We start from the raw sequence: 25,401 nt of genomic DNA on the forward strand, positions 1-25,401 counted from the left end.
CACGGGCCGCGCGGCACGTGGGCACCACCTGCCCCGCCGTCGCGTCCGTAAAGCACGCCGTCATCATGACCCAGCGGTTCCGCCCGCCGCGACCACATTTCCTGCACCCCCGTTTTGCCTGATCAGAGCCTGTGCGTCAGGAAGCTCCGAAGAGCTCGACGAGGTCCGCCTTGCCGAACATCCGGGCCGTGTCGACGGCGGACGGCGTGCCCGCGGCCGGATCGGCTCCGCCGTCGAGCAGGGCCCGGATCACGCCCTCCTCGCCCTTGAAGACGGCGCCCGCGAGAGGGGTCTGTCCCTTGTCGTTGGCACGGTTGGCGTCGGCGCCGCGGGCCAGCAGGGCCCGGACCGCGTCCGTGTGCCCGTGGTACGCGGCGAGCATGACGAGCGTGTCGCCGCGGTCGTTCGTGAGGTTGGCCGGAACGCCCGCGTCCACATAGCCCACGAGCGCCTCCGTCTCGCCCCTGCGCGCGAGATCGAAGATCTTGGTGGCCAGCTCCACGACCTCCGGGTCGGGGGCTTCGCTCATCGGCCGAACCGCCTTTCGCATCCGTGCTGGTACGGCCGTGCGGCCGTACGAGTGAATCGCCAGAGTACTGCCCGCGGAGGCACATGGGCCGACCCCGTCGAGGCAAAGATCACCGACAGTGCGGACGACCGTCCGGCAGCACGCACGGGCAGCTCTCCAGCTGCCTGCCAACTGGGTGAAATCAACAAAATTCCACCCATTTGCACCTTTTGTCGTATAGATACATGCTGTGAGCCTGGAAGAACTCATGGTGACTGTCCCCACCAACCAGGAGAACCCTCATGATCCTGTCCATCTCGGGCGTCGTGCTGCTCGGCATCATCGTCTTCCTGTTCTTCCGAAAGGACGGCCTCAAGGCCTCGCACGCACTGGTCTGCGCCCTCTTCGGCTTCTACCTGGCGGGCACGGCCATCGCCCCGAGCATCAAGGCGGGCGGCGCGAGCCTCGCCAGCCTGCTCGGCGGGATCAAGTTCTGACGGCCCACCCACCCGCACACACCTTCAGGAGACCGACGTGGCCAGGCGCCCTCTCCCCCGCATTCTGAGCAACGGCAGCGCCTCGATCGCCCGGAGCCGGGAAATGGCACGGACGGCCGCCGACGGCGCCACCGACGTCCTCCATCCCCTCATCACGATCACTCGTGGACTGCGCCGGCTGGCAGCCGCCGGACGGCGCAAGTGGACGGGCACCCCCAAGGACCGGCGCGGACCGCTGCTGTTCCTGGTGGCCGCCGTGGTCCTGGTCGTGGTGTTCCTTCCGTACGGGCCGCTGCTGGCGCTCATCTCCCTGATGGCGGCGGCCGCATGGAAGGGGCGCGACCCCAAGCAGCCGCCGGCTCCGGCCGGCCCGGACGAGTCGCAGGTCCAGCGACTGTCGTCGCTCTACGAAGCGCTCGTCCCGTACTTCTCCGTCGCCGAGGACCCCAGTCCCCTGTACGCCCACGGCGGCGAGTGGGAGAAGGCGTTCGAGACCTACGACTTCGACGGCGACGGCCGCTTCGACCGTCTCTCGATCCGCTACCCCGCCTACTTCACCGACGGCGAGCCCGAGGCCCGCGCCCGCATCGAGCAGCTGCTGCACGCCAAGCTCGGGCGGGGCCGCGAGTACCACTTCGTATGGGACGAGGAGGGCAATCACCTGACCGTGACCGTCCTCGACCCGCTGCCCACGGACATCGCCGCCCAGCGTTTCGTCACGTCCCCCGGCGAGACCGTCCTCGGCTTCACCGACGAGACCGGCGTGCAGCGCACGCTCCCGGTCATGGACGGCGAGGAGCAGCGGGACGTGCCGCCCGTCGTGTGGCGTACCGGCATCCGCTCCACCGAGCCCCATCTGCTGATCGCCGGCCAGCCCGGCAGCGGCACGACGTCCCTCGTGCGCTCGATCGCGCTCCAGGCCCTGCAGCACGGTGACGTCCTCGTCGTCGAGGGCAGCGGGACCGGCGACTACGCGAGCCTGGTGGGGCGCTCCGGCGTCCTCGCCGTGGAGTGCGGCCTCGCCGGCGCCCTGGCCAGTCTCGAATGGGCCGCGCACGAGACCGAGCGGCGGCTGATCGCGGCCAACCGGGCCCGGCAGGCCGGGCACCCGACGCCGGACGACATCAAGCGGCCGCTGTGGATCCTGCTCGACCGGCCCAGCGCCCTGGGGCACCTCGCGGCGGCGGACGGGCGCAAGGATCCGCAGACCCTGCTGCAGGTCCCGCTGCGGCACGGCCGCGCGGCGGGCGTGACCGTCGTCGTGGCGGAGCAGTTCGACAGCCTCGACGCCCTGATCGAGCCGGTCCGTCAGCAGACCCGCGCGCGCGTGGTGCTCGGCCCGGCCACGCCCGGGGAACTGCAGGACGTCCTCGGCGCCCTGCCCCAGACGACGCCCACCGCCGACGTCCCGCCCGGCCGCGGCTACGCGCGCCTGGGCAACGGACCGGTCCACCGTCTCCAGGTGCCGGCCACGCCCGACCCGTACGACGACGCGACCAGCGAGGTCCACCGGCAGGCGGTTCTGGCCCTGCTGCCGGAGCGTGCCGCGCCCGCCGACGCCGCGGACACCGGCGCTGTCGAGGCGGTCCCGGACGAGGCGGAGGCGCTGGCCGACCGGTAGCGGCCCTCAGGCGATCAGGGTGCGCGGCACGTCCCCGCCGGCACCCTGACCGGCGCCCACCAGCCGGGCCGCCGCCGCGAGCCGCACCGCCGCCTCGTCGGCCACGGCACCGCCCACGGTGAACGGCAGCCGCACATACCCCTCGAAGGCTCCGTCGACGCCGAACCGCGGTCCGGACGGGACCCGCACCCCCACCCGCTCGCCGACCTCGGCCAGCCGTGAGCCCGACAGACCGCCCGCCTTGACCCACAGGGTCAGACCGCCGTCGGGCACGTCGAACTCCCAGTCGGGCAGCTCCCGGCGCACCGCCGCGACCAGCGCGTCCCGGTTCTCCCGTGCCTGGTCCCGGCGCAGCTGCACGGCCGCCTCCCAGCCCCCGGTGCTCAGCAGCCAGTTCACGGCCAGCTGCTCCAGCACCGGCGTCCCCAGATCCGCGTAGGCGCGCGCGGCGACCAGGCTGCGGATCACGTCCGGGGCGGCCCGCACCCAGCCGATCCGCATCCCCGCCCAGAACGCCTTGCTCGCCGAGCCGACCGTGATCACGGTCGAACCGGCGGGGGCGAAGGCGCAGACGCGGCGCGGCATCTCCCGGTCCGCGTCGAAGTACAGCTCGGTCATGGTCTCGTCGACGACGAGCACCGTGCCGGCCGAGCGCGCGGCGTCGACCAGCGAGCGGCGCTGCTCCTCGTCGGCGAGGGCCCCGGTCGGGTTGTGGAAGTCGGCGACCACGTACGCGAGCCGGGGCGCGGCGTCGCGCAGGACCTGCCGCCAGCGGTCCAGGTCCCAGCCCGCCAGGCCGTCGGCCATGGCGACGGGGACGAGCCGCAGACCCGCCTCGCGCATCAGCTGGAGGATGTTGGCGTAGCTGGGCGACTCGACGGCGACCCGTTCGCCGCGGCCCGCGAACAGGTGGCAGATCGCGTCGATGGCGCCCATCGCGCCGGTGGTGACCATGATCTGCTCGGGCATGGTCGGGATCCCGTGCGCGGTGTAGCGCTCGGCGATCATCGTGCGCAGCGCGGGCAGCCCCGCCGGGTAGTCCCCGTGCGTGTGGGCGTAGGGCGGGAGTTCCTCGAGTGCGCCCTGGACGGCGCGGGTCAGCCACGGTTCGGGGGCGGGCAGGGCCGCCGTGCCGAGGTCGATCATCGAGCCGAGCGCCTCGGGCGGCAGGGGTTCGAGGCCGCGTGCCGGCAGCGGGTTGCCCGCGGGGACGGCGGTCCAGCTGCCCGCTCCCCTGCGCGATTCGAGGAACCCCTCGCCGCGCAGCGCCTCGTAGGCCGCGGCGACCGTCGTGCGGCTCACGGAGAGCGCCTGCGCCAGCTCACGCTCGGCGGGCAGCCGGGTGGCGACCGGGACGCGGCCTTCCAGGACGAGCAGCCGGATCCCGTCGGCGAGGGCGCGGTAGGCGGGCGGGCGGCGGGTGCCGGAGCCCGCGGGCCGCGACTGCTGAGAGGTGAGCAGCCGGGCGAGCTGGGTCGCGCCGATCGCCGAAGTCCACTGAGCCATGCAGACCAGTCCACCTTCCCCGAATTGGCCATGGTTGGCATCTTGCACCGAGCCACAGAGTGTCATGGGTCAGTCCACTACCACCACAGGGGGCATCTCTTGTCCGCGTCGTCGTCCGCATCCTCCGGCGGGCACACCTTCCGCCGGCTCGTCCAGCTCTACGTCGGCCTGGTCCTCTACGGGACCAGCGACGCACTGCTCGTCCAGGCGGGCCTCGGCCTCGAACCGTGGGGCGTGCTGCACCAGGGCCTGTCGGAGCTGTCCGGCATCTCCATCGGTGTCGTGTCGATCATCATCGGCGCGCTGGTGCTCCTACTGTGGATCCCGATGCGCCAGCGCCCCGGCCTCGGCACCGTGTCCAACGTCTTCCTGGTCGGCCTCGCGATGGACGCGACGATCGCGTTGGTGCCCGCCCCGGGCGCGTACGCCGTGCGCATTCCGATGCTGGTGGCCGGTGTCGTGCTGAACGGTGTGGCGACCGGTCTGTACATCGCGGCGAAGTACGGTCCCGGCCCGCGCGACGGCCTGATGACCGGGCTGCATCGGCGTACGGGCCGCTCGATCCGCCTGATGCGGACCGCCATCGAGGTCACGGTGTGCGCCGTGGGCTTCCTGCTCGGCGGCACGATCGGCGTGGGCACGGTCGTGTACGCGCTGGCGATCGGGCCGCTGGCCCAGGTGTTCCTGCGCGTCTTCGCCGTCCCCGCGCCGGCAGCCGGCTCGACGGTGGTCGCCGGGGCGTCACCGCGGCGGGCGATACTGCGACGGTGACCCAGCACGTGCGCCACCCCTACCTCGACCATCCCGGACCGCTGGCCCTCGCCCATCGCGGCGGGGCGGCGGACGGCCTGGAGAACACCGTCGCCGCGTTCCGCCGCGCCGTCGACCTCGGCTACCGCTACATCGAGACGGATGTGCACGCCACGGCGGACGGACAGCTCGTCGCCTTCCACGACGCGACGCTCGACCGGGTCACGGACGGCAGCGGCCGGATCTGCGACCTCCCCTGGGACGACGTGCGCCACGCGCGCGTGGCGGGCAGCGAACCGGTGCCGCTCCTGGCGGAGCTGCTGGAGACGTTCCCCGACGTGCGCTGGAACGTGGACGTCAAGGCGGAGCCCGCGCTGCTCCCCCTGCTCGATCTGATCCGCCGCACGCGCGCGTGGGACCGCGTCTGCGTCGGCTCGTTCTCGGAGGCGCGCGTCGCCCGGGCCCAGGCGCTCGCGGGCCCCCGCCTCGCCACGTCGTACGGCACCAAGGGGGTGCTCGGGCTGCGCCTGAGGTCGTACGGGATCCCGGCCGCGCTGCGGCGCTCCGCCGTGGCCGCCCAGGTCCCGGTGGCGCAGTCGGGGATCCGGGTGGTCGACCGGCGCTTCGTGCGGGCCGCCCACGCGCGCGGGGTGCAGGTGCACGTCTGGACGGTCAACGACGAGGCCGAGATGCGACGTCTTCTCGACCTCGGGGTCGATGGCATAGTTTCCGATCACATCGAGACGCTGCGCGACGTTCTCAAGGACCGGGGAACCTGGGTCTGAGGGCGCCCGCCGCGCCGGGCCACGGGGACTTCAAGGGGACACGGGTGGGCACCGACACCGCACGGGAGACGGCGACCGGGGCGACCGCTCTTGCCGACCGCAAGCGGGAGCAGCGCGGCTGGTACTTCTACGACTGGGCCTGCTCGGTCTATTCGACGAGTGTGCTGACGGTCTTCCTGGGTCCCTATCTCACCTCGGTCGCGAAGGCGGCGGCCGACGCGGACGGCTTCGTGCACCCGCTCGGGATCCCGGTGCGCGCGGGCTCCTTCTTCGCGTACTCGGTCTCGCTCTCGGTGATCCTGTCGATCTTCGTGATGCCGCTCGCGGGCGCGGCCGCCGACCGCTCGGGCCGCAAGAAGCCGCTCCTCGCGCTCGCCGCCTATGTGGGCGCGGCGGCGACAGCGGGCATGTTCTTCCTCGACGGCGACCGCTACCTGCTGGGCGGCGCGCTCCTTGTGGTCGCGAATTCCGCGCTCGCCGTCTCGATGGTGCTGTACAACTCCTACTTGCCGCAGATCGCTCCTCCGGAGGAGCGCGACGCGGTCTCCTCGCGCGGCTGGGCCTTCGGTTACGCGTCGGGGGCCCTCGTACTCGTGGCGAACCTGGTGCTGTATTCGTCGCACGACACTTTTGGTGTCTCGGAGTCGACAGCCGTGCGCATCTGTCTGGCGTCGGCGGGCGTCTGGTGGGGCGCGTTCACCGTGGTGCCCCTACGCCGCCTGCGCGACCGCCGCTCGACGACCGCGCCGGGCGGCACGGCGCCGGGCCTGCGTCAGCTCATGGCCACGGTGAAGGACATGCGCCGCCATCCGCTCACGCTCTCCTTCCTGCTCGCCTATCTCGTCTACAACGACGGCGTGCAGACGGTGATCTCCCAGGCGTCGGTGTACGGCTCGGAGGAACTGGGCCTGGACCAGTCGACTCTCATCGTGGCGGTGCTGCTCGTGCAGATCCTGGCGGTGGCGGGCGCGCTGGCGATGGGCCGTCTGGCGCGCGCGTACGGCGCCAAACGGACGATCCTCGGCTCCCTCGTGGCCTGGACCGTGACGATCGGGGCGGGCTTTTTCCTCCCGGCTCACGCGCCGACATGGTTCTTCGTTCTCGCGGCGGGCATCGGCCTCGTACTCGGGGGTACCCAAGCACTGTCAAGGTCACTGTTCTCGCATCTCGTGCCGGCCGGAAAGGAGGCGGAGTACTTCTCCGCTTACGAGATGAGCGACCGGGGCATGAGCTGGCTGGGGCCCCTGGTGTTCGGGCTCGCGTACCAGCTGACCGGGAGTTACCGGGACGCGATCGTGTCCCTGGTGGCGTTCTTCCTGATCGGCTTTGTTCTGCTCGCACGCGTTCCGGTGCGGCAGGCGGTGCGCGACGCGGGGAATCCCGTACCGACCCGGATTTAGCACCTGAAGCCAAAGGCCGGTAGTGTACGCGGTTGGCCTGCCAGGCGTACCGTTACTGCACGTCATTAGTGCAAAACGCTAGGTGACATCTGGTGTCAGATGTGACAAACCGGGCGCCGGTGGGTACAACAAGGGGCGGCTACGACGGCGACGCATGACCCGGAACGGGAATCTTTACCGCCGACCGGACGTTGACCGGATGACGACGACAGCGACACCTGTCCTGTGGGCGACAAGCCCGGGAGGCACGATTCATGAGTGAGCGAGCTCTTCGCGGTACGCGCCTCGTAGTGACCAGCTACGAGACGGACCGCGGCATCGACCTGGCTCCGCGCCAGGCCGTGGAGTACGCATGCGAGAAGGGACATCGCTTTGAGATGCCCTTCTCGGTGGAGGCCGAAATTCCGCCGGAGTGGGAGTGCAAGGTCTGCGGGGCCCAGGCACTTCTCGTGGACGGTGACGGCCCTGAGGAGAAGAAGGCGAAGCCTGCCCGTACGCACTGGGACATGCTGATGGAGCGGCGCACCCGCGAGGAGCTCGAAGAGGTCCTCGAGGAGCGTCTGGCCGTCCTGCGTTCGGGTGCGATGAACATCGCGGTCCACCCGAGGGACAGCCGCAAGTCGGCCTGACCCGACGGTGCTCGGCACCAGCAGAAGAACGGCCGGGGGCCGGACACACGGCGTGTGTCCGGCCCCCGGCCGTTTCTCATGCGCCCCCGAGGGCGCTCACGACGGCATGATCGGCGGGCGCGGGTCCGCGTCGTCGCGGCGGCCGCCGGGGGCCTCGTCCTCCTGGACGACCTCGCCCTGGATCACGGTGCCGCCCGGCTGACGCATACGGGCCTGCTGGAACGCGTCCCCGAACGTGCTCCGGGTCGCCGTGCTCATCTTCCGCTCGATGGCGCGCTCGGTGGAGCGGCTCAGCGCCGTGCGCACGGGCGGCACGAGCAGCAGCAGACCGAGGGCGTCCGAGACGAGCCCGGGGATCATCAGGAGCAGACCGGCGAGCATCAGCAGTCCATTGCCCTGCGGGCGCTGCTCGCCCGCCTCGACCGTGGCCGCCTGGCCGCGCTGGAGGGTCTCGCTGAGGTTCTGGAAGGCGCGGCGTCCTGCCGCCTTCATCACGACGGCGCCGAGGACGAAGCCGGCCACCAGGAGCACGAAGAGCGTGAAGCCGCCGACCGCTCCCGCCACCACCGTGAGCAGCCAGATCTCCAGGACCACCCAGGCGGCGACGCCGAGCGGCAGAAAGGTGCGGACCCGGGAGCGCCGGGCCCCTGCGGGCTGGTTGCGGGGCGGAGTGCCAGTGGTCATGCCTCCAGTGTGCCTGGGGCCACGTCCGAGTGGCGTAAGCGGGAGATCAAGGCCGTCTCCCCGGTAGGACCAGGCAGGACCAGGCAGGACCAGGCAGAACCCGGCAGGACCCGGCAGGACGCACAGGAGGGCCCGGCGCGCTCGCGAGGGGCCCTGGCGCGCGCTCAGCGTCTCTCGGGCCTGCCGCCGAGGATCTTGCCCACCCGCTCCCCCACGCCCCACGTGGTGACCCGCCACAGGGCCTCCACGACGATGTCCTTGCTCATCTTGGAGTCGCCCAGCTCGCGCTCGACGAAGGTGATGGGGACCTCGACCACGTGGTAGCCGGCCTTCACCGCGCGGCGCGCGAGGTCGACCTGGAAGCAGTAGCCCTGTGAGGCGACCTCGCCGAGGCCGAGACCTTCGAGGGTCTCGCGGCGGAAGGCGCGGAAGCCGCCGGTGACGTCGCGGATCGGGACGTCCAGCAGCAGGCGCGAGTACGTGGAGCCGCCGCGGGAGAGGAACTCGCGGGACTTGGGCCAGTTCACGACGCGTCCGCCCGGTACCCAGCGCGAGCCGAGCACGAGGTCCGCGCCCTTGAGCGCGGTGAGCAGCCGCGGAAGCTCCTCGGGCTGGTGGGATCCGTCGGCGTCCATCTCGATCAGGACGCCGTAGCCCTGCTCCATGCCCCAGGCGAAGCCCGCGAGGTAGGCGGCGCCGAGGCCTTCCTTGCCGGTGCGGTGGAGCACGTGGACCTGTTCGTCCTCGGCGGCTAGCTCGTCGGCGAGCTTGCCCGTGCCGTCGGGGCTGTTGTCATCGGCGACCAGGACGTGCGCCGCGGGCACCGCGGCTCGCACGCGGCCGACGATGCTCGTGATGTTCTCCGCCTCGTCGTAGGTCGGAATGATCACCAAGGCCGTACCCAGAGGGCCGAACTTGCGCCCGCCGCCGTCACTCACAGCTTCCCCTTAGAACTTCCGTGCACAGGGGACCACCATAGCGAGCGCCGCAGCTCAGGAAGACACTGCGGATCGGGGCCGGACGTCCTTCGGGCCGACCTGGGGCCCGCTGGCTGCGGGTCGACCGAAAGCCGTTGTCTACTGAACGCCCGGGCCCCACCCGGGTCGCACCTCGCCGACCGGCCGGAACGTTCCAGCGCCCCGTGGCGCGGGCGCCGGACTTCGTTCTACGACTGCCTGGATCTGCCCGGTCGTGCGAAAGGTGGTGGACCCGGCCGAACCTACCCGTCGACCGCGGCGGTCTGTCAACAGCCGTTTGACCTGCGCCTCTTCGCGAAGTCGCCTGGTCAGGGCGGAGGATTCGCAGGTCGTACGGGACGGTGCGGGGCCGGGATCCGGCACGCGCCGCCCCGGTATCTCACTCGTCCGGCCGTACGAAGACCGTCTGTCCGAACACCACCGTCCGCAGGCAGACCGGGAGTTGGGCGCCGGGCGTGAGGTCGGGCAGGCCGGGTGTGCCGGAGCGCGGGTCGGTCGACCAGCGGGCCACCCGGTCGTCCGGGGCCTGCACGATCAGCTCGTCGGTGCGCCACACGGCGTAGTCCGCGGGAGCGCCGGGCACCAGGATCCCGGCGTCGTCGCGGCCGACGGCGCGCCAGCCGCCGCGCGTGTGGGCGGTGAAGGCCGCGCGGACGGAGACCCGGTGTTCGGGCGTGCGGTGGAAGGCGGCCGCGCGGACGGTGCCCCACGGGTCGAGCGGGGTGACCGGGCTGTCGGAGCCGAAGGCGAGCGGGACACCGGCCCGCAGCAGGGCCGCGAACGGGTTGAGCGTGCGCGCCCGTTCGGCGCCGAGGCGGTCGGCGTACATGCCGTCCTCGCCGCCCCACAGCGCGTCGAAGGCGGGCTGCACGGAGGCGGTGAGCCCGAACTCGGCGAAGGCCGCGACCGTTTCGGGGGTCAGCATCTCGGCGTGCTCGACGCGGTGCCGGGCGGCGCGCACCCGCGCGAGCCCGACCTTCTCGGCGGCGGCGCGCAGCCCCTCGACGACCGCGGTGACGGCGGCGTCGCCGATGGCGTGGAAGCCGGCCTGGAGACCGGCATCGGTGCACGCGACGACGTGCGCGGCGACGTCCTCGGCGGTCAGGTAGCCGGTGCCGGTGTGGGTCGCGTCGGCGTAGGGCGCGTGCAGGCAGGCCGTGTGCGAGCCGAGGGAGCCGTCCACGAAGAGGTCGCCGGCGGCGCCGAGCGCGCCGAGCGCCCGGGCCCGCTCGATGTCACGGTCGGCCCAGTAACCGGCGACGCGCGGGCCCGGCTCGGAGCGCGCGAGGTCGAGCAGTCCGGTGAAGTCGTCCTCGGAGGAGATGTCCGGGCCGCCGCACTCGTGGACCGAGCCGATACCGAGGGAGGCGGCGTGCCGCAGCGCCGCGCGCTGCGCCTCGGTGCGCTGCTGGGGTCCCACGGCGCCGAGGGCGGCGGCGCGCACGGCGTGGTGGGCGTCGCGGGTCAGGGGCGCGTCGGGCGCGTACCCGGCCCGGTCCGTGACGCCGGGGACCAGGTCGAGCAGGGCGGTGCTCACCACGGCGGAGTGCACGTCGATGCGGGAGAGGTAGAGGGGCCGGCCGCCGGTGGCCTCGTCGAGTTCCGTGCGGGACGGCGGCCGGCCGTCGGGCCAGCGGGCGGCGTCCCAGCCGTGGCCGAGCAGGACCCGGTCGGCGGGGCGGGCCGCGGCGTACTCCCGTACGAGGGTGAGGGCCTCGGCGCGGGAGCGGGCGGCCGTGAGGTCGAGCCCGGTGAGGGCCAGGCCGGTCGACGTGGTGTGGACGTGGGCGTCGGTGAACGCCGGGGTGACCAGGGCGCCGTCGAGATCCACGACCTCGTCGACACCGTCCGCGAACGCCTCCGCCGCGCCTTCCGAGCCGACCCAGGCGACGTGTCCTGCCTCCACGACCATGGCGGTGGCGAAAGGGTCGGCGGGGCTGTGGACCTCGCCGCGTCGCAGGAGGACGGTGCGGGTGCTGGGGGGCGTGCTCATGAGGGACAGTCTCCCGCGCCCGGCGCCGCGCGCGGGCGCCGGGGTCCCTTTTGTCGGGACTCCCTCAGATACGCGGCGGCCGGGCCTCGTACGGGGTCGACAGCACGACCGTCGTGCGCGTCGAGACCCCGGCCAGGGACCGCACCCGCGCCAGCAGGTTCTCCAGTTCGTGCGGGGTCTCCACCCGGACCTTCAGGATGTAGTTCTCGTCGCCGGCCACGCTGTGGCACGCCTCGATCTCGGGGACGCCGGCGAGGCGCTCCGCGATGTCGTCGGGGGCGCTCGGGTCGAACGGCTTCACCGAGATGAACGCGGTGAGCGGCAGCCCCACCGCCTCGGGGTCGACGACCGCGGCGTACCCGCGGATCACACCGCGCTGCTCCAGGCGGCGCACCCGCTGGTGCACGGCCGACGTGGACAGGCCGGTGGCCTTGCCCAGGTCGGTGTAGCTCATCCGCCCGTCCTTGACGAGCAGCTGCACGATCTGTCGGTCGAGCTCCTCCATGCGGCAGAACCTACAGGGCAGGTGATCGCCCCGGATACCTGAGTGACGCCGCCGGACAGCCGATTCCCCGCGAAGCGGCCCGCGGTGGCCGTTACGTCTACCGTCCCACCGGCACCTGCAATCGGCATGTGACGAACGCCACACGTTTCAGGCCGTGTCCACCGGCATGGCGCGATTACCTCACGGACGGGGCGGGAAGTGCTTGCTGTGGTCGAGGCCGCGGCTCCTGGTCGGCCCACCCGAGGGGGAGAATCCCATGCAGAGTGTGAAGCGTCCCGGACGCCCTGCCACGCGAAATCGCACGCAGACCATCGTCGAGCCCCAGCCGGAGGGCGTCGAACCCGACGCCTTCGACGGGGACGACACCGACGCGTACGACACCTTCGAGATGTACCGGGTGCTCTGCCCGGACTGCGCGCAGCCCATCGCGCTCCTGGCGGACGAGGACGTCCTGCCCGAGCACGCGCTCTGCGCGACGCCCTGGAATCCGTTCGGGCTCACCGTCTGCGCGGGAACCGGACGCGCGGCCACCGAGGCGCGGCCCGCCGACGCGCTGACCGGCACTCAGGAGCAGGACACGTCCCTGCTGTTGACGCTCCCTCAGGGGCTCGACTGGCGCACCCAGCCGTTCTCGCACGTGGGCGGCCCCGGATCGCGTCCCATCCGGGTCCCGCTCCAGGCGCCCCGTCAGGCCGCCTGAGCTACCTCACCCCGTCCCAGTAGTCGCCCTGCACCATGGCCCGCAGGCTGCCGTGGTGCAGGATCAGCATGTCCGGATCCGCGGGCACGGCGGTCTCGCCGAAGTGGACCTGGCGGTAGGCGACGCGCAGCATCACGACGGCGTGCCGCAGCGCCGCGTAGAGCGTGTAGAAGTCCATGTCGCGCGGCGCGTGGCCGGTGAGTTCGGCGTACTTCGCCTCGATCCGGTCGCGGCGCAGGAAGTCCGGCAGGCCGCGTTGCCCGAAACTCTCGGTCAGGTCCTGGAAGAAGCGGTGCAGATAGACGGTCCAGCCGAGGTCCACCTCGCGCGGGGCGAGCGCCGCCATCTCCCAGTCCAGGACCGCGGCCGGCCTGAAGCCGTCGTAGATGATGTTGCCGATGCGGGCGTCGCCCCAGTTGAGGACGGCGACCGTCTCGTCGCCGGGCCACAGCGTCTCGAGGCGCTCGAAGGCGCTCTCGATGAGCGGTGAGCGCGGGAGTCCGTCCACCACCCAGGCGTAGTAGGCGCGTTGGGCCTCGACGTGCCGGCGCAGCGGGCTGCCCGTCCCCGGCAGGGCGAGGAACTCCGCATCGGCCGCGGGCACCCCGTCGTGCAGCCGGGCCAGCAGCCGCAGGCTCGCGTCCTCCAGCTCCGCGCGCTCCGCGTCCGTGGCCGCGTGCAGCCAATTGCCCTCGTACGTGTACGGCATGACGTCCGGCGGCACCCGGCCGGCGACCCGTTCCATCACGAAGAAGGGGGCGCCGAGCGGCCCGGCGTCCGCCTCCAGCCAGAGCACGCGCGGCACCGGCAGACCGGTGCGCTCGGCCAGTCGCATCGTGCGGTACTGGCGCGGCATGTCGTACACCGGGAAGACCGTGTACGCGGACGGGTCCGCGGCCAGTCTCAACGCGCAGGCCCGGAGCGGCGGTTCGGGGTGTTCGATGTCGAAGAGCAGCGTCTCGCTGGACATGCCGTTGGACTCGGGGACGGTGACGTTCACCGCCTTGGCGCCGGGCAGCCGGCGGGCCAGCCAGGCGGTGAGCCGCCGGGCGATCTCCTCGGGTTCGCGGGTGGACGTGCGGGGGCGCGGTGCTGTCGCCATGGCCGGACTCCCTTTCCGTACCGGGTGATCAGGGGCGCGGAGGTGCCACCGAGTCGAAGCCGGTGAAGCCGCTCGGGTCGTGGCGGCCGAAGCTGCCGTGCTCGAAGATGCCGTGGCCGACCTGCCCGTCGAGGGTGAAGCGGGCGGCGTGGTCGATCACTCCGTAGGCGGCCAGGGGGTGCGCCGCCGGGTCGGCGAGGTCGTAGGCGCGGCGGTCGGTCCAGCCGGGGCCGCGCCAGGTCCCGTGCTGCCAGTCGTCGGCCGGTGGATAGCCGGCGCCGACCGCGAGGGGCGAGGAGGCGAGGATCTCCACGCCGACCTCGACGGGTTTGCGGTCCGTCGGGTCGGTGAGGTGGATGACCGCGCTGCGCGGGTGGCGGGTCCCGGGGACGTAGCTGATGTCCGTCTGCGGCCAGCCGAGTTGGCGGTCGCGGTGTCCCTTCCGGACGAGTGTGGCGTCGTTCAGGGTGCGGTGGCCGTCGGCGTCCTCCTGCGTGACGACCATCAGGAAGCGGTCGTCGAAGCGGACCGGGGCCCAGATCCAGTGGAAGCCCTCGGTGGGGTGCTGCTCGGCGAGCCGACCGCCCTCCTCGCCGGGGACGGGACGCACGCCCCAGCTGCGGTCGCGGGTCCCGGTCCAGCCGCGCAGTTCGATCTCGCGTCCGCCGACGCGCAGCCGGCCGTCGCACCGCCCCGCCTGCACGAACCGCTTGCCCTCCAGGGTGAGGCGGGCGCCGCGGCGCTGGGTGTGGTGCGGTTCCCACAGGGCCGGGAAGTCGGCGCTCCAGGTGATCTCGTACGCGAGCCCGTCGGGGTCGTCCGGGTCGGCGGCGCAGCTGAGGACGAACGTCTCCAGCGGGCGCTCGACCTTGATCCGCAGCGGGCCGACCTCCATCCGCGTACGGCCCTCGTCGCTCAGTGCGTCCGAGGCGCGGACGGCGTGCAGGGTGTCACCGACGCGCAGGGTGGCGTAGGCGTCGATCACGCCGAGGTTCGGGTAGACACCGAGGCCGAGGATGAGGAGGAACCGGCCCTCGGGGTCGAAGAGATGGAAGATGCACCGGTCGTAGGCGTTGCGGTCGCCGGTGGCGACGTGCCTCATCGACAGCGGCACCTGATGGACCGGGTACTCGTCGAACGCTACGGGGCGGTCGTCCTCGGCCACGGCAATCCTCCCTGGACGCACGGCAGTTGACGTCGCCCGGAGGGGTACGGCCTGCCCGGCGGCAGAGCTGACGGTACGTCAGCCGTGATGCGGAGGCCAGATGTTCGACCCGGCGGAGCCGTCTGCTCGGTTATGCCGCGAACTGAGGCTCGAATTCGTCAACCGGTGACCCACCCCCTCCCCCGCCGTTGATCTGGCATGACCCCGACGCAGACACCGGCTCCTGCGCCCACCGGCCGACGCAGGCGTGCCCTCGTTCCTGTCCCCGCAGAATCGGTTCACCAGGCACCACAGCCCCAGCCGTCACACACGACGCACCAACCGCAGCAAGCGCACGTCCACCCGCAGGACCCGCCCATCTACCGGGCCCTCATCAGCACCTGGGCCGAGCGCGGCAGGACCCTGCCGGGGCGCCACGACCCCGAGTGGGCGCTGCTGGTGGCGCCCACCGTGCGCACGGGGCAGTTCAGCGGGACTCGGGACCTGCGAGGTGACGGGCGATGACCATGCGCTGGATCTGGTTGGTGCCCTCGACGATCTGCAGCACCTTGGCCTCCCGCATGAACCGCTCGACGGGGAAGTCCGCGGTGTATCCGTAACCGCCGAAGACCTGCACCGCGTCCGTGGTCACCTTCATCGCCGCGTCGGTGCACAGCAGCTTCGCCATGGCGGCCTGCTTGGAGAACGGCCGGCCCGCGTCCCGCAGCCGGGCCGCCGACAGGTACAGGGCGCGGCCGGCCTCGATCTGCGTCGCCATGTCCGCCAGCATGAACCGCAGGCCCTGGAAGTCGGCGACGGGCCGCCCGAACTGCGCGCGCCCCTTCGCGTACGTCACCGCCTCGTCGAGCGCGGCCTGCGCCACGCCGATCGCGCAGGCCGCGATGCCGAGCCGGCCCGAGTCGAGCGCCGACAGGGCGATCTGGAAGCCCTGCCCCTCGTCCCCGATGCGCCGCGCGTCGCTCACCCGCACCCCGTCGAAGTGCAGCTGGGCGGTGGGCGAGCCCTTCATCCCCATCTTCCGCTCCGGCGCCGCCGCGCTCAGCCCCTCGGCGTCGCCCGGAACCAGGAACGCCGTGATGCCGTGCGCGCCCTCGCCGCCGGTGCGGGCCAGCACCGTGCAGAAGTCGGCGACGCCGCCGTGGGTGATCCAGGCCTTCGTGCCGGTGAGCACCCAGGCGTCGCCGTCACGCACCGCCTTCGTGCGCAGGGACGCCGCGTCGGATCCCGAGGACGGCTCGGAGAGGCAGTACGCGCCGAGCAGTCCGCCGCCGAGCATCGCGGGCAGATGTTCCGAGCGCTGCTGCTTCGTGCCGAAGTTGGCGAGCGCGTGACAGGCCAGCGAGTGCACGCTGACGCCGAGACCGACGGTCAGGCGCGCGGCCGCGAGCTCCTCGAGCACCTGGAGATACACCTCGTACGGCTGGTCGCCGCCGCCGAACTCGGCGTCGTACGGCAGGCCGAGCAGGCCGGACGAGGAGAGCAGGGCGAACGTCTCCCGCGGGAAGAGGCCGGCCTCCTCGCCCTCGGAGGCGTGCGGGGCGATCTCCCGCTGCGCGATGTCACGGACCAGCTGCATGAGGTCCTGAGCTTCGTCCGTCGGCAGCTGACGCTCGACTCCTGGCTCCGGCATGGCGACGCTCTCCTCCCTGTGCGGGCACTGCGGCGGTGCGCGCGGGGTGGGCGGCGCCGCCGGTCGGTCACTGTCGAGCCGATGCTGCCCTTCCGGGTCTCGAAAGGGGCTGACCAGCGGCTGCGGTGTGTCGAGTATTCCCGATCCCGGGCCGCGTGTCACCGGTTAACGACCGCTTACTCCAGGATGTGCGGACGAACGCAAGGGAGCCCGCGAAATTGGTTCGGACCATTGACCTCACTGGTCTAGTCCTCCTACTGTTCCGTTCAACGACTTAACGCGTTCATGTCACCCCTGGCGGGCGCGTTGAGTCGCACTCACGCAGGTCCACAGCTCGACTTCCCCCCATGTCCCCCTCCCCCACGAGGAGACACGATGCTCAGACCGCACCTCCCCCGCGCCCGTTTCAAGGCGCTCGCCGCCGCCGCGTGTTGCGCCGTCCTCGGCGCGGGACTGCTCGCCTCCGCGGGCAGCGCCGCCGCGCAGCCGGATGCCGCCCCCAAGGAGACCGCGGCCGGTTCCAAGGTCGTCGGATACTTCACGGAGTGGGGTGTCTACGACCGGAACTACCACGTCAAGAACATCGAGACGTCCGGCTCGGCGGACAAGCTCACCCACATCAACTACGCCTTCGGCAACGTCCAGGGCGGCAAGTGCACGATGGGCGACTCCTACGCCGCGACCGACAAGGCGTACACCGCCGACCAGGCCGTGGACGGCGTCGCCGACACCTGGGACCAGCCGCTGCGCGGCAACTTCAACCAGCTGCTCAAGCTGAAGAAGCTGCACCCGGACCTCAAGATCCTGTGGTCCTTCGGCGGCTGGACCTGGTCCGGCGGGTTCGGCGAGGCGGCCAAGGACCCGGCGGCGTTCGCCCAGTCCTGCTACGACCTGGTCGAGAACTCCAAGTGGGCCGATGTCTTCGACGGCATCGACATCGACTGGGAGTACCCGAACGCCTGCGGCCTGACCTGCGACACCAGCGGGCCCGAGGCCTACAAGAACCTGATGGCGGCGCTGCGTTCGAAGTTCGGCAGCAGCTACCTGGTCACCTCCGCCATCGCGGCCGACGCCTCGGACGGCGGGAAGCTGGACGCCGCCGACTACGCGGGCGCCGCCCAGTACGTCGACTGGTACAACCCGATGACGTACGACTACTTCGGTGCCTGGGACGCGCAGGGCCCGACCGCCCCGCACTCGCCGCTGACCGCGTACGACGGCATCCCGAAGGACGGGTACAACACCGACGCCACCATCGCCAAGCTCAAGGCGGCCGGCGTACCCGCGTCGAAGCTGCTGCTCGGCATCGGCTTCTACGGGCGCGGCTGGACCGGTGTCACGCAGGCGGCGCCCGGCGGCACGGCCACCGGTCCGGCGGCCGGCAAGTACGAGCAGGGCATCGACGACTACAAGGAGCTGAAGACCAAGTGCCCCGCCACGGGCACGGTCGGCGGCACCGCGTACGCGTACTGCGGCAACAACTGGTGGAGCTACGACACCCCGGCGACCATCGCGGGGAAGATGGACTACAAGAACCAGCAGGGCCTGGGCGGCACCTTCCTGTGGGAGCTGTCCGGTGACACGACGAACGGTGAGCTGATCAAGGCGGTCGACTGACCGTACGAGTGAACCACTTGGGCGGGGTCCGGCGTGCCGGGCCCCGCCCCTCGTGCTCGCTCAGGAGCGGGGCGGCGCCGGACACGTCGGATCGAACTCCTCGATCACGCGCAGCGTTTCGCCGAGCAGGCGCACCAACAGGGCGCGCAGCGTGTCCCGTTCCAGCTCCTGGTGGCCGATCCAGTCGAGCGTGATGCCCTCGACGCCGTACAGCCAGCCGAGCAGCGCCATCCGGGCGAGCTGCGGCACCTCGGTTCTCCCGTACGCACCCTGGGCGATGGTCGCGATCAGCGCCTCGCGCACCCCGTCCCGGATGGCCTGCACCTCGGTGTCGAAGCCGACGCCACCGGTGATGATCGTGCGGTACGCGGCCTGGTGGTGCTCGGCGTAGCGCAGATAGCCGTCGATGGTGCGGTGCAGGCGGTCGACGGGCGCCTGGTCCACGGCGCTGCTCGCGAGGTCGACGAGATCGCCGACGGAGTCCTCGATGATCGCGAGGTAGTAGCCCCGCTTGGACTTGAAGTAGTAGTAGATCAGCCCTTTGGCGACGCCCGCGTGCTGGGCGATGTCGTCCATGGACAGCGCGTCGTAGGACGTGTCGGCGAACAACTTCCGGCCGATGGCGATGAGTTCGGCGCGACGGGCGGTGGAGCGGTCGGTGCCGCGCGCCCGCTGTTGACTAGTATTCAATTCCGGCCCTGGTCTCCAGCTCCCTGCGGATCCCGCAGTATGGCACCTTCCGCGGCGCCGTCCCGCCCCGCACGCCCCGGGCGCGAGGGCCTCGGCGGGCGAGGGACGGTGCCGGAAGACCGAGGTGGCTCAGGTCACATCCAGCCGACCTGCGTGACGAACATCGCGAGCACCACCACGAAGGTCCAGCCCAGGACGTGCTCGAGGATCTTGGGGCCGCCCTCCTGCGGGCCGCCGGTGCGGGCGCGCGAGGCGGCAGGGGCGGGGCTGGCGGCAGAGCTTGCGGTCATGGGTGTCTCGCTCGGGTCGTGGGCGTGGTCGTGACTCCCCCCGGGGGCGCCCGGCTCCCCTCCGGCGCCCTATCCACCTTGCCACCGGAAGGCCGTTCTGCGACCGAGACCTTGGTCACGCACAACCGGGCCGGAATGCCGCGCGTCCCACACTGCGACGCGATCCGTCCGACCGGAAGGTTCCCGATGCGCACGTACCGGACGCACCACCGCAGGGCCCGACTCGCCGTCGCCGCGACGATCACCGTCGGCGCGGCACTGACCGGCCCGGCAACCGTCTCCCGGGCCGCCGCCGACGCTCCCACGCCGGGTGCCGCGGGGCTCGGCGATCCGATGTTCCCGCTCGACGGGAACGGCGGCTACACGGTCCGCCACTACACCCTCGACTTCGACTGGCGGGCACCGCGGACCCCGTTCGCCGCGGTGACGACGATCAGGGCCACGGCGACCCAGGCGCTCTCCCGCTTCAACCTGGACTTCGCCGGCAACACACTGCGCTCGGTCACGGTGGACGGCCGGCCGGCGCAGACCCGGCGGGACGGCGACGAGCTGGTCGTCACGCCCAAGTCCCCCTTACGCAGAGGAGGTTCCTTCACGGTGAGAGTCGGCTACACGGCCGACCCGACGCAGACACGCCACCGCGACGACGCGATCGAGGACTACGGCTGGATCCCCACACCGGACGGCACGGTGCTCTACCCGCAGCCCAACGGGGCCAAGCTGGTCTTCCCGGCCGATGACCACCCCAGCCGGCGGGCCCGCTTCACCTTCCACGTCACCACACCCGCCGGCCTGACGGCGGTCGCAGGCGGAAGACTCGTCGACCGGTCCACGCGCCCCGACGGCCGGGTCCGCTGGACGTACGACTCCGAGCAGCCGGTGGCCACCCAGCTCGTCCAACTGGCCATCGGACGGTTCCAGCTGGTCGACAGCAAGGGGCCGGGCGGGCTGCCGCTGCGCGATGTCGTACCGGACGCCCTGGTGGCGCCGACCAAGCAGTACCGGGACCTGACGCCCGATCATTTGACGTGGCTGGAGCAGCAGTTGGGCCCGTATCCCTTCAACCGGTACGGCGTCCTGGTCGGCGACACGGATCTGGGCGTGGCCCTGGAGACTCAGACGCTTTCCCTCGTCCCGAAGGCGGACCTGCTCGGCACGAAGGTCGACGCCGAGCGCAATCTGGTCCATGAGCTGACCCACCAGTGGTTCGGCGACAGCGTGGGCATCGCGGCCTGGTCCGACCTGTGGCTCAGCGAGGGGCACGCCCGTTTCTACGAGCGCCTGTACTCGCAAGCGCACGGCGGGGACAGTTTCGAGGCCGCGATGAAGACGGCGTACGAGAGCCACGACCAGTGGCGGCACGACTACGGCGCCCCCGCCGAACCCACCGAGCCGAACCTCTTCAAGCGCATGCGCTACGACGGCTCCGCGCTGGTCCTGTACGCGCTGCGCGAGCAGGTCGGCACGGACACGTTCCAGCGGATCGAGCGGGCGTGGGCCGCGGAGTACCGCGGCAGGACGGCGTCGACGGCCGACTACGTCGCGCTGGCGTCGAAGGTCGCGGGCCGGGACCTGTCGGGCTTCCTGCGCCCCTGGCTGTACGGCCCGAAGACCCCGCCCATGCCCGGGCACCCGGACTGGGTCGTGAATCCGGCCGTCACCGGCTGACCGGCCCGGCCGGCGGTCTCCTCGCGGGGACCTCTCCCGCGAGAAGACCGCCGAGGCGGCGTGGCCACCGGTCAGCGCACGCCCACCGCCGCCAGCGCCTTGCGCTGCTTCGGGGTCGGGTGGGCCGGGAAGTAGAGGTAGCAGACGCCGCCGGTCCCGGAGACGACGCTGCCCGAGGCGTTCTTGCGCTTCGTGCGGAGCCAGATCGTCTCCCACTCCGACCTCTTGTAGACGCGGCGGACCGCCGGGTCGCTCGGCGAGGCCGGGTCGTTGGCGATCACGTCGCCCTCGGCGGTGAAGCCGATGACCGTCATGAGGTGCCCGGAGGTGCCGTAGCCCGCGCCGGTCAGCTCCTCCTTGAGGAACGACTGGGACGTTATGGCCGGGATACCGGCCGCGATCAGCGTCTCCAGATCGGTCAGGGAGGACAGCCGGGTGACCACGCCCTGCAGGTCCTCGTACGTCGCCGCGTACGCCGCGTTGAACGGCCAGTTGCCGCAGCCCTCGTACTGGTAGTCATACGTACCACGTGCGGCGTGGCAGACCTGCGGGTCGGCGTAGGCCGGGTCGACCCAGGCCAGCTGCTCGGCCGTGGGCTTGCGCCCCCAGTACTCGATGATCATCTGCGAGGAGGTGGGGCTGCACCAGGCCTCGCCGCCGTTGTCGTACTCGGGGTACTGACCGGAGTGGATGCTCTGCGAGTAACGCGGGACGGCCAGCTCCTTGGCGAGGCCGGGGGTGGACGCCGGCACGGTGAAGCGGTCCGGGACGTCCGAGCCCATCGCGCCCAGGCGCCAGACCGTCGGCGCCGCCTTCGAGCCCGGGGCGCGCAGCAGCGTCAGGCGTAGGCTGTAGGACGCGAGGCGGAGGCCGGAGGCCGCGTCGTCGATGGAGAACGTGTCCGTCCAGATGCTCGACCTGCCGTCGCTCTGGTCGTCCACGGAGGTCCGGCGGATGTCGACGTCCTTGTCGTCACCGGCCGTCCAGCGGCCCATCACATACCAGGGCGTCGCGGTCCCGTCGGTGTACGTGCCCTTCAGCTCGATCTGGATCCAGGTGCCGGCCGGGGTGTGCGCGTTCCACGAGGCGATGACCTCGGTGGCGGGGACGCTCAGCCGGTGGACCGGGGAGATCCACTGCGCGTACTCCCACTCGGCCGTCCTGTTCAGGTGCGGGTCGGTGTAGGTCGTGGTGCCCGCGACGCCGGCGAGCGTCACGCCGGGACGCGCCCCGGCGACGGCGCGGGTCCCGCGGCCGGTGCCGGAGCGCCAGTCGGTGTACGTCGTCCAGGTGCGGTTGTCCACGAGGCGGGCGGGGGCCTTCTTCCGTGTGGTTGCTGCGGTGGCCGGGGCGGCCGCGGCTCGGGCGGTCCCCGCGCCGGCCGCCGTGGCGGCGAGTGCGACGCCCGCGGCGGCCGTGAGCATGGTTCTGCGGGACGGACGGGAGTCCGGATCGGGTCGGGTCATCGGGTGGATCCCCCAGTCGACGGGTCGGGCGGAAGGGACGGACGGGCCGGGTGCGGGCCTGGTGGAACAGTGCGCCAACTATGGCCGCAGGAGCGGGATTTCCACCAGCGTTTCGAGGCCTGTCAGGGGCACCAATATTGGTCTCCACCACTGGCATGACCTGCGACGCCGTCATCGAAACCAGGTCCACCCGCCCGGCCCGCCCGGCGTACCCTTGCCGCCGTGACCTCTCTGCGCGTCCCCCTCGACCAGTACGCCGACCGCGTCCGGCGGCTGCCGGCCTCCTGCGGCCCCGTGCGCCTCGTCGGCATCGACGGCCACGCGGGTTCCGGCAAGTCGACCTTCGCGCTGCGGCTCGCCGAGGCGCTCGGCGGGGCGCCCGTACTGCGTCTCGACGACATCGCGAGCCACGACGCCCTCTTCGCCTGGACGGACCGACTGCGTGAGCAGGTGCTCTCGCCGCTGTCCGGTGGCGAGGCCGCGCACTACGAGACGTACGACTGGAACGCCCGCCGCTTCGACGGCACGCGCCTCCTCCCGGCCGCGGACGTGGTCCTGGTCGAGGGGGTGGGCGCGGGGCGGCGCTTCCTGCGGCCGTATCTGGCGCGGCTGTTGTGGATGGACCTGCCGCGCGACACGTCCTGGGCGCGCGGGCGGAACCGGGACGGTGCGGCCCAGGAAGAATTCTGGGGCGGCTGGATCCCGGCGGAACGGAAACATTTCGCGCAGGATCCGTCCCGGCCCTTCGCTGAGGAATTGGTAAGAGAGTGCCCGCAGGGATACGAGATGCGCGAGGGACCTGGTGGGGCCGCGCAGACCCACCGCTCCGTCACTCACAGTGAAGGACCGCCAGCGGTGCGCTGAACCCCCTGAATCGGGCTTCCGCCAGTTTCCCGGAGTGCCCCAACTCGGCTTGACCCAGGGGCCGTACAGGACTTACGTTCTCAATGTGCGGCCTTTCGGGACCGCCCGTAGACGCGAAGCCCCCGGTTGTTCCCCCGTGATCGGGGGCTTCGTTCTGCCCATAATGCCCTTTCCCGAGCGCGCCGAGGCGTTTCTCGTTCACCCTGGGTCACCATGCGGCACCCCGCTCACCTGGGCGAAATCGCCGCTGTCCGCACCGATCCGACACCGTCGCGCCCTACGGCCGACCAGGCACCCGCAGGTACGATGCCCTCGGTGCGGCCTACGGACGGCTCACTGTCCGCACCGTGACAACTCCCGTCCATGACAGAGCGGTTCATCGGGGGCACGGTTTGTGGGGGACGTGATGGACTTCGGCACTGGTGCGCCGACGGGCCCGGCCGACCTCGCCTGGCTGCGAGGCGTCGACGCCTACACGATGGGCGCCTATCCGCAGGCGGAGGAGGAGTTCCGCACCGCCGTCCGGCTGGACCCGGGGATGGCGGACGGCTGGCTCGGGCTGCACGCGCTGCGTATCGACACGACGACGGCGCTGCTGCGCATGTTCCGGCACCGCGACCGGTTCGGCGAGCAGCGCGCGCGGCACCGGCGCACCCTCAACTCCTGGTACTGGCTGGGCTGGTGGGTGCAGCCGGTCCTGGAGCACCCGCGCGACCTGTTGCTGGCGCACGCCTCGCACTGGCTCGACGGTCGCCACGTGCCGGAGCTGGACCGGGCGCTCGCGACGCTGCCGCCGGTCGACGCGGATCCGCAGGTGCGCTTCCTGCACGCGTGCCGGGCGTATCTGGTCAAGGACTGGGAGCAGTTGGTCCGGCAGACGGACTCGCTCATCGACGATCCGATGCTCGGCATCGAGGCCGGTCTCTTCGGCGGGATGGCGCGGGTGCGCCTGGAGATGTACGGGCAGGCGGAGCCGCTGCTCTCCGCGGCCCTGATGCGCTGCCGCAGCGAGCAGCCGCAGCGCAAGGAACTGCGGTACTGGCTGGCGAGGGCGCACGAGGGAACCGGCCGGTCGGCGGCCGCCCTCCCGCTGTACCGGGCCGTGCACCGGGTCGATCCAGCGTTCATGGACACCTCGGCGCGGCTCGCGGCGATCGCCGAGGGCGACGGGTACACGGACTTCGCCGACGGCCAGGATCTGGCTCCAATGGCGCTGACGGGGTATCAGGACGGCCTGGACGGGACGGAGTCGGTCGATCCGCTGTACGCGAGCGACGGGCGGGACCTCAAGGTCACCGAGCCCGTGCCGCCGCCGCCCGGTGGCGGTACGGAGGATCCCGACATGGTGCGGGAGAAGGCCGTGGTGCCGGTGTCGGTGCCGCTGCCGACGGGGCCCGCCGATCCGGTACTGCTGGAGGAGGCCCTCGCCGAGCTGGAGCTGATGGTCGGCCTGGAGCCCGTGAAGCGCCAGGTCAAGGCGCTCTCGGCGCAGTTGAACATGGCGCGGCTGCGGACCGGGCAGGGCCTGCCCGTCCAGCCGCCGAAGCGCCACTTCGTCTTCTCGGGCCCGTCCGGCACCGGCAAGACCACGGTCGCCCGGATCCTCGGGCGCGTCTTCTACGCCCTCGGGCTGCTCGGCGGCGACCACCTGGTGGAGGCGCAGCGGGCGGACATGGTGGGCGAGTACCTGGGCCAGACCGCGGTGAAGGCCAACGAGCTGATCGACTCGGCACTCGGCGGGGTGCTCTTCGTCGACGAGGCGTACGCGCTGTCCAACTCCGGTTACGGCAAGGGCGATGCGTACGGCGACGAGGCGCTGCAGGTGCTGCTGAAGCGGGCCGAGGACAACCGCGACCACCTCGTGGTGATCCTGGCCGGCTATCCGGAGGGCATGGACCGGCTGCTCGCGGCGAACCCCGGTCTCTCCTCGCGCTTCACGTCCCGGGTCGACTTCCCCTCGTACCGTCCGCTCGAACTCACCGCGATCGGCGAGGCGTTGGCGGCCGAGAACGGGGACGCGTGGGACGAGGAGGCGCTGGACGAGCTGCGGTCGATCGCCGGCCATGTGGTGGACCAGGGGTGGATCGACGAGCTCGGCAACGGGCGGTTCCTGCGGACGCTGTACGAGAAGTCGTGCGCGTACCGGGACCTGAGGCTCACCGGGTACCTGGCCGAGCCGTCCCGGGACGACCTGGCCACGCTGCGGCTGCCGGATCTGATGCAGGCGTACGGAGAGGTGCTGTCCGGGCGGGGGCCGCAGGACCCGTCCGGGTTCTAGCGGAGGTCCAGCGGATTCCGCGGCTCCGTCACGTCGGCGGGGCCGCACCTCGGTGTTCGGTACGGCCCCGCGCGTT

Annotated in this window: 23 protein-coding genes; 11 read left to right on the plus strand and 12 right to left on the minus strand. The window is 71.8% G+C overall.

Features of this window, described 5'->3' with window-relative positions; translation table 11 throughout:
- Positions 1 to 136 precede the first annotated feature (136 nt).
- Positions 137 to 529, minus strand: coding sequence for an ankyrin repeat domain-containing protein (locus tag ACVHNB_RS26555; protein WP_428956035.1), 393 nt, complete (start codon positions 527 to 529; stop codon positions 137 to 139).
- 281 nt (positions 530 to 810) lie between these two features.
- Between ACVHNB_RS26555 and ACVHNB_RS26560 the strand changes: the two genes are divergently transcribed.
- Together ACVHNB_RS26560 and ACVHNB_RS26565 are read left to right on the plus strand one after the other, a co-directional pair.
- A complete protein-coding gene (locus ACVHNB_RS26560; protein WP_018534760.1) occupies positions 811 to 1,005 on the plus strand; it encodes a hypothetical protein in 195 nt (64 codons plus the stop codon).
- 37 nt (positions 1,006 to 1,042) lie between these two features.
- Positions 1,043 to 2,626 carry a hypothetical protein gene (locus tag ACVHNB_RS26565; protein ID WP_428956034.1) on the plus strand — a complete coding sequence of 528 codons (1,584 nt, stop codon included), beginning with the start codon at positions 1,043 to 1,045 and terminating at the stop codon, positions 2,624 to 2,626.
- Between the two features lie 6 nt (positions 2,627 to 2,632).
- On the opposite strand, the gene ACVHNB_RS26570 is transcribed toward ACVHNB_RS26565, so the two are convergent.
- On the minus strand, positions 2,633 to 4,132 hold the full coding sequence (locus ACVHNB_RS26570; RefSeq protein ID WP_456226077.1) for an SCO1417 family PLP biosynthesis transcription factor: 1,500 nt from the start codon (positions 4,130 to 4,132) through the stop codon (positions 2,633 to 2,635).
- Positions 4,133 to 4,162: 30 nt separating this feature from the next.
- Between ACVHNB_RS26570 and yczE the strand changes: the two genes are divergently transcribed.
- From yczE to ACVHNB_RS26590, 4 genes are all read left to right on the plus strand, one after another.
- Positions 4,163 to 4,903, plus strand: coding sequence for a membrane protein YczE (gene yczE, locus ACVHNB_RS26575; protein WP_456226078.1), 741 nt, complete (start codon positions 4,163 to 4,165; stop codon positions 4,901 to 4,903).
- Complete coding sequence (locus ACVHNB_RS26580; RefSeq protein ID WP_456226079.1) at positions 4,900 to 5,667, plus strand: glycerophosphodiester phosphodiesterase; 768 nt, start codon at positions 4,900 to 4,902, stop codon at positions 5,665 to 5,667. Before yczE ends, ACVHNB_RS26580 begins: the two co-directional genes overlap by 4 nt.
- 44 nt (positions 5,668 to 5,711) lie before the next feature.
- Complete coding sequence (locus ACVHNB_RS26585) at positions 5,712 to 7,067, plus strand: MFS transporter (protein WP_456226080.1); 1,356 nt, start codon at positions 5,712 to 5,714, stop codon at positions 7,065 to 7,067.
- 254 nt (positions 7,068 to 7,321) lie between these two features.
- On the plus strand, positions 7,322 to 7,696 hold the full coding sequence (locus ACVHNB_RS26590) for an RNA polymerase-binding protein RbpA (RefSeq protein WP_003977404.1): 375 nt from the start codon (positions 7,322 to 7,324) through the stop codon (positions 7,694 to 7,696).
- A gap of 96 nt (positions 7,697 to 7,792) precedes the next feature.
- On the opposite strand, the gene fxsA is transcribed toward ACVHNB_RS26590, so the two are convergent.
- The 4 genes from fxsA to ACVHNB_RS26610 all read right to left on the minus strand — a co-directional run bounded on the left by fxsA (position 7,793) and on the right by ACVHNB_RS26610 (position 11,855).
- Positions 7,793 to 8,380 carry an FxsA family membrane protein gene (gene fxsA / locus ACVHNB_RS26595; RefSeq protein WP_456226081.1) on the minus strand — a complete coding sequence of 196 codons (588 nt, stop codon included), beginning with the start codon at positions 8,378 to 8,380 and terminating at the stop codon, positions 7,793 to 7,795.
- A 164-nt stretch (positions 8,381 to 8,544) separates the two neighbouring features.
- Positions 8,545 to 9,318 carry a polyprenol monophosphomannose synthase gene (locus tag ACVHNB_RS26600; RefSeq protein ID WP_456226082.1) on the minus strand — a complete coding sequence of 258 codons (774 nt, stop codon included), beginning with the start codon at positions 9,316 to 9,318 and terminating at the stop codon, positions 8,545 to 8,547.
- Positions 9,319 to 9,736: 418 nt separating this feature from the next.
- Positions 9,737 to 11,350, minus strand: coding sequence for an amidohydrolase (locus ACVHNB_RS26605; RefSeq protein ID WP_456226083.1), 1,614 nt, complete (start codon positions 11,348 to 11,350; stop codon positions 9,737 to 9,739).
- A gap of 64 nt (positions 11,351 to 11,414) precedes the next feature.
- Positions 11,415 to 11,855: an Lrp/AsnC family transcriptional regulator gene (locus tag ACVHNB_RS26610; protein ID WP_018534770.1), complete on the minus strand. Its 441-nt coding sequence runs from the start codon at positions 11,853 to 11,855 to the stop codon at positions 11,415 to 11,417.
- Positions 11,856 to 12,111: 256 nt separating this feature from the next.
- Between ACVHNB_RS26610 and ACVHNB_RS26615 the strand changes: the two genes are divergently transcribed.
- Positions 12,112 to 12,555, plus strand: coding sequence for a hypothetical protein (locus tag ACVHNB_RS26615; RefSeq protein WP_428956026.1), 444 nt, complete (start codon positions 12,112 to 12,114; stop codon positions 12,553 to 12,555).
- A 1-nt stretch (position 12,556) separates the two neighbouring features.
- Here ACVHNB_RS26615 and ACVHNB_RS26620 read toward each other — a convergent pair whose 3' ends face one another.
- The 3 genes from ACVHNB_RS26620 to ACVHNB_RS26630 form a co-directional block, all read right to left on the minus strand.
- Positions 12,557 to 13,657 (minus strand): phosphotransferase family protein, encoded by a 1,101-nt coding sequence (locus ACVHNB_RS26620; RefSeq protein WP_456226084.1) that lies wholly within the window; start codon positions 13,655 to 13,657, stop codon positions 12,557 to 12,559.
- Positions 13,658 to 13,685: 28 nt separating this feature from the next.
- Complete coding sequence (locus ACVHNB_RS26625; RefSeq protein ID WP_456226085.1) at positions 13,686 to 14,822, minus strand: hypothetical protein; 1,137 nt, start codon at positions 14,820 to 14,822, stop codon at positions 13,686 to 13,688.
- 466 nt (positions 14,823 to 15,288) lie between these two features.
- Positions 15,289 to 16,452 (minus strand): acyl-CoA dehydrogenase family protein, encoded by a 1,164-nt coding sequence (locus ACVHNB_RS26630; RefSeq protein WP_456226086.1) that lies wholly within the window; start codon positions 16,450 to 16,452, stop codon positions 15,289 to 15,291.
- A 375-nt stretch (positions 16,453 to 16,827) separates the two neighbouring features.
- On the opposite strand from ACVHNB_RS26630, the gene ACVHNB_RS26635 reads away from it, so the two are divergent.
- Positions 16,828 to 18,069 carry a glycoside hydrolase family 18 protein gene (locus ACVHNB_RS26635; RefSeq protein WP_428956023.1) on the plus strand — a complete coding sequence of 414 codons (1,242 nt, stop codon included), beginning with the start codon at positions 16,828 to 16,830 and terminating at the stop codon, positions 18,067 to 18,069.
- A gap of 60 nt (positions 18,070 to 18,129) precedes the next feature.
- Here the strand turns inward: ACVHNB_RS26635 and ACVHNB_RS26640 are convergent, their stop codons facing one another.
- Both ACVHNB_RS26640 and ACVHNB_RS26645 read right to left on the minus strand, forming a co-directional pair.
- The gene (locus ACVHNB_RS26640) at positions 18,130 to 18,759 is read right to left on the minus strand and encodes a TetR/AcrR family transcriptional regulator (RefSeq protein ID WP_428956022.1); all 630 of its coding nucleotides are present in this window, start codon (positions 18,757 to 18,759) and stop codon (positions 18,130 to 18,132) included.
- Positions 18,760 to 18,893: 134 nt separating this feature from the next.
- Positions 18,894 to 19,049 carry an SCO1431 family membrane protein gene (locus tag ACVHNB_RS26645; protein ID WP_456226087.1) on the minus strand — a complete coding sequence of 52 codons (156 nt, stop codon included), beginning with the start codon at positions 19,047 to 19,049 and terminating at the stop codon, positions 18,894 to 18,896.
- 186 nt (positions 19,050 to 19,235) lie between these two features.
- On the opposite strand from ACVHNB_RS26645, the gene ACVHNB_RS26650 reads away from it, so the two are divergent.
- Entirely contained in the window at positions 19,236 to 20,717 is a 1,482-nt protein-coding gene (locus ACVHNB_RS26650; protein WP_456226088.1) for a M1 family metallopeptidase, read from the plus strand.
- 71 nt (positions 20,718 to 20,788) lie between these two features.
- Here the strand turns inward: ACVHNB_RS26650 and ACVHNB_RS26655 are convergent, their stop codons facing one another.
- A complete protein-coding gene (locus tag ACVHNB_RS26655; RefSeq protein ID WP_428956018.1) occupies positions 20,789 to 22,183 on the minus strand; it encodes a peptidase C39 family protein in 1,395 nt (464 codons plus the stop codon).
- A 222-nt stretch (positions 22,184 to 22,405) separates the two neighbouring features.
- Between ACVHNB_RS26655 and ACVHNB_RS26660 the strand changes: the two genes are divergently transcribed.
- Both ACVHNB_RS26660 and ACVHNB_RS26665 read left to right on the plus strand, forming a co-directional pair.
- Positions 22,406 to 23,047: a uridine kinase family protein gene (locus tag ACVHNB_RS26660; RefSeq protein ID WP_456226089.1), complete on the plus strand. Its 642-nt coding sequence runs from the start codon at positions 22,406 to 22,408 to the stop codon at positions 23,045 to 23,047.
- A 406-nt stretch (positions 23,048 to 23,453) separates the two neighbouring features.
- Entirely contained in the window at positions 23,454 to 25,325 is a 1,872-nt protein-coding gene (locus tag ACVHNB_RS26665; protein ID WP_428956016.1) for an AAA family ATPase, read from the plus strand.
- The last annotated feature ends 76 nt before the right edge of the window (positions 25,326 to 25,401 follow it).

Source organism: Streptomyces sp. YJ-C3 (genome assembly GCF_053891275.1).

Bases quoted from the DNA above. Each gene is read 5' to 3' on its own strand.
- ACVHNB_RS26555 (WP_428956035.1), bottom strand. From the start codon at position 529: ATGAGCGAAGCCCCCGACCCGGAGGTCGTGGAGCTGGCCACCAAGATC.
- ACVHNB_RS26560 (WP_018534760.1), top strand. From the start codon at position 811: ATGATCCTGTCCATCTCGGGCGTCGTGCTGCTCGGCATCATCGTCTTC.
- ACVHNB_RS26570 (WP_456226077.1), bottom strand. From the start codon at position 4,132: ATGGCTCAGTGGACTTCGGCGATCGGCGCGACCCAGCTCGCCCGGCTG.
- yczE (WP_456226078.1), top strand. From the start codon at position 4,163: ATGGTTGGCATCTTGCACCGAGCCACAGAGTGTCATGGGTCAGTCCAC.
- ACVHNB_RS26590 (WP_003977404.1), top strand. From the start codon at position 7,322: ATGAGTGAGCGAGCTCTTCGCGGTACGCGCCTCGTAGTGACCAGCTAC.
- fxsA (WP_456226081.1), bottom strand. From the start codon at position 8,380: ATGACCACTGGCACTCCGCCCCGCAACCAGCCCGCAGGGGCCCGGCGC.
- ACVHNB_RS26605 (WP_456226083.1), bottom strand. From the start codon at position 11,350: ATGAGCACGCCCCCCAGCACCCGCACCGTCCTCCTGCGACGCGGCGAG.
- ACVHNB_RS26610 (WP_018534770.1), bottom strand. From the start codon at position 11,855: ATGGAGGAGCTCGACCGACAGATCGTGCAGCTGCTCGTCAAGGACGGG.
- ACVHNB_RS26615 (WP_428956026.1), top strand. From the start codon at position 12,112: ATGCAGAGTGTGAAGCGTCCCGGACGCCCTGCCACGCGAAATCGCACG.
- ACVHNB_RS26620 (WP_456226084.1), bottom strand. From the start codon at position 13,657: ATGGCGACAGCACCGCGCCCCCGCACGTCCACCCGCGAACCCGAGGAG.
- ACVHNB_RS26630 (WP_456226086.1), bottom strand. From the start codon at position 16,452: ATGCCGGAGCCAGGAGTCGAGCGTCAGCTGCCGACGGACGAAGCTCAG.
- ACVHNB_RS26635 (WP_428956023.1), top strand. From the start codon at position 16,828: ATGCTCAGACCGCACCTCCCCCGCGCCCGTTTCAAGGCGCTCGCCGCC.
- ACVHNB_RS26645 (WP_456226087.1), bottom strand. From the start codon at position 19,049: ATGACCGCAAGCTCTGCCGCCAGCCCCGCCCCTGCCGCCTCGCGCGCC.
- ACVHNB_RS26650 (WP_456226088.1), top strand. From the start codon at position 19,236: ATGCGCACGTACCGGACGCACCACCGCAGGGCCCGACTCGCCGTCGCC.
- ACVHNB_RS26655 (WP_428956018.1), bottom strand. From the start codon at position 22,183: ATGACCCGACCCGATCCGGACTCCCGTCCGTCCCGCAGAACCATGCTC.
- ACVHNB_RS26665 (WP_428956016.1), top strand. From the start codon at position 23,454: ATGGACTTCGGCACTGGTGCGCCGACGGGCCCGGCCGACCTCGCCTGG.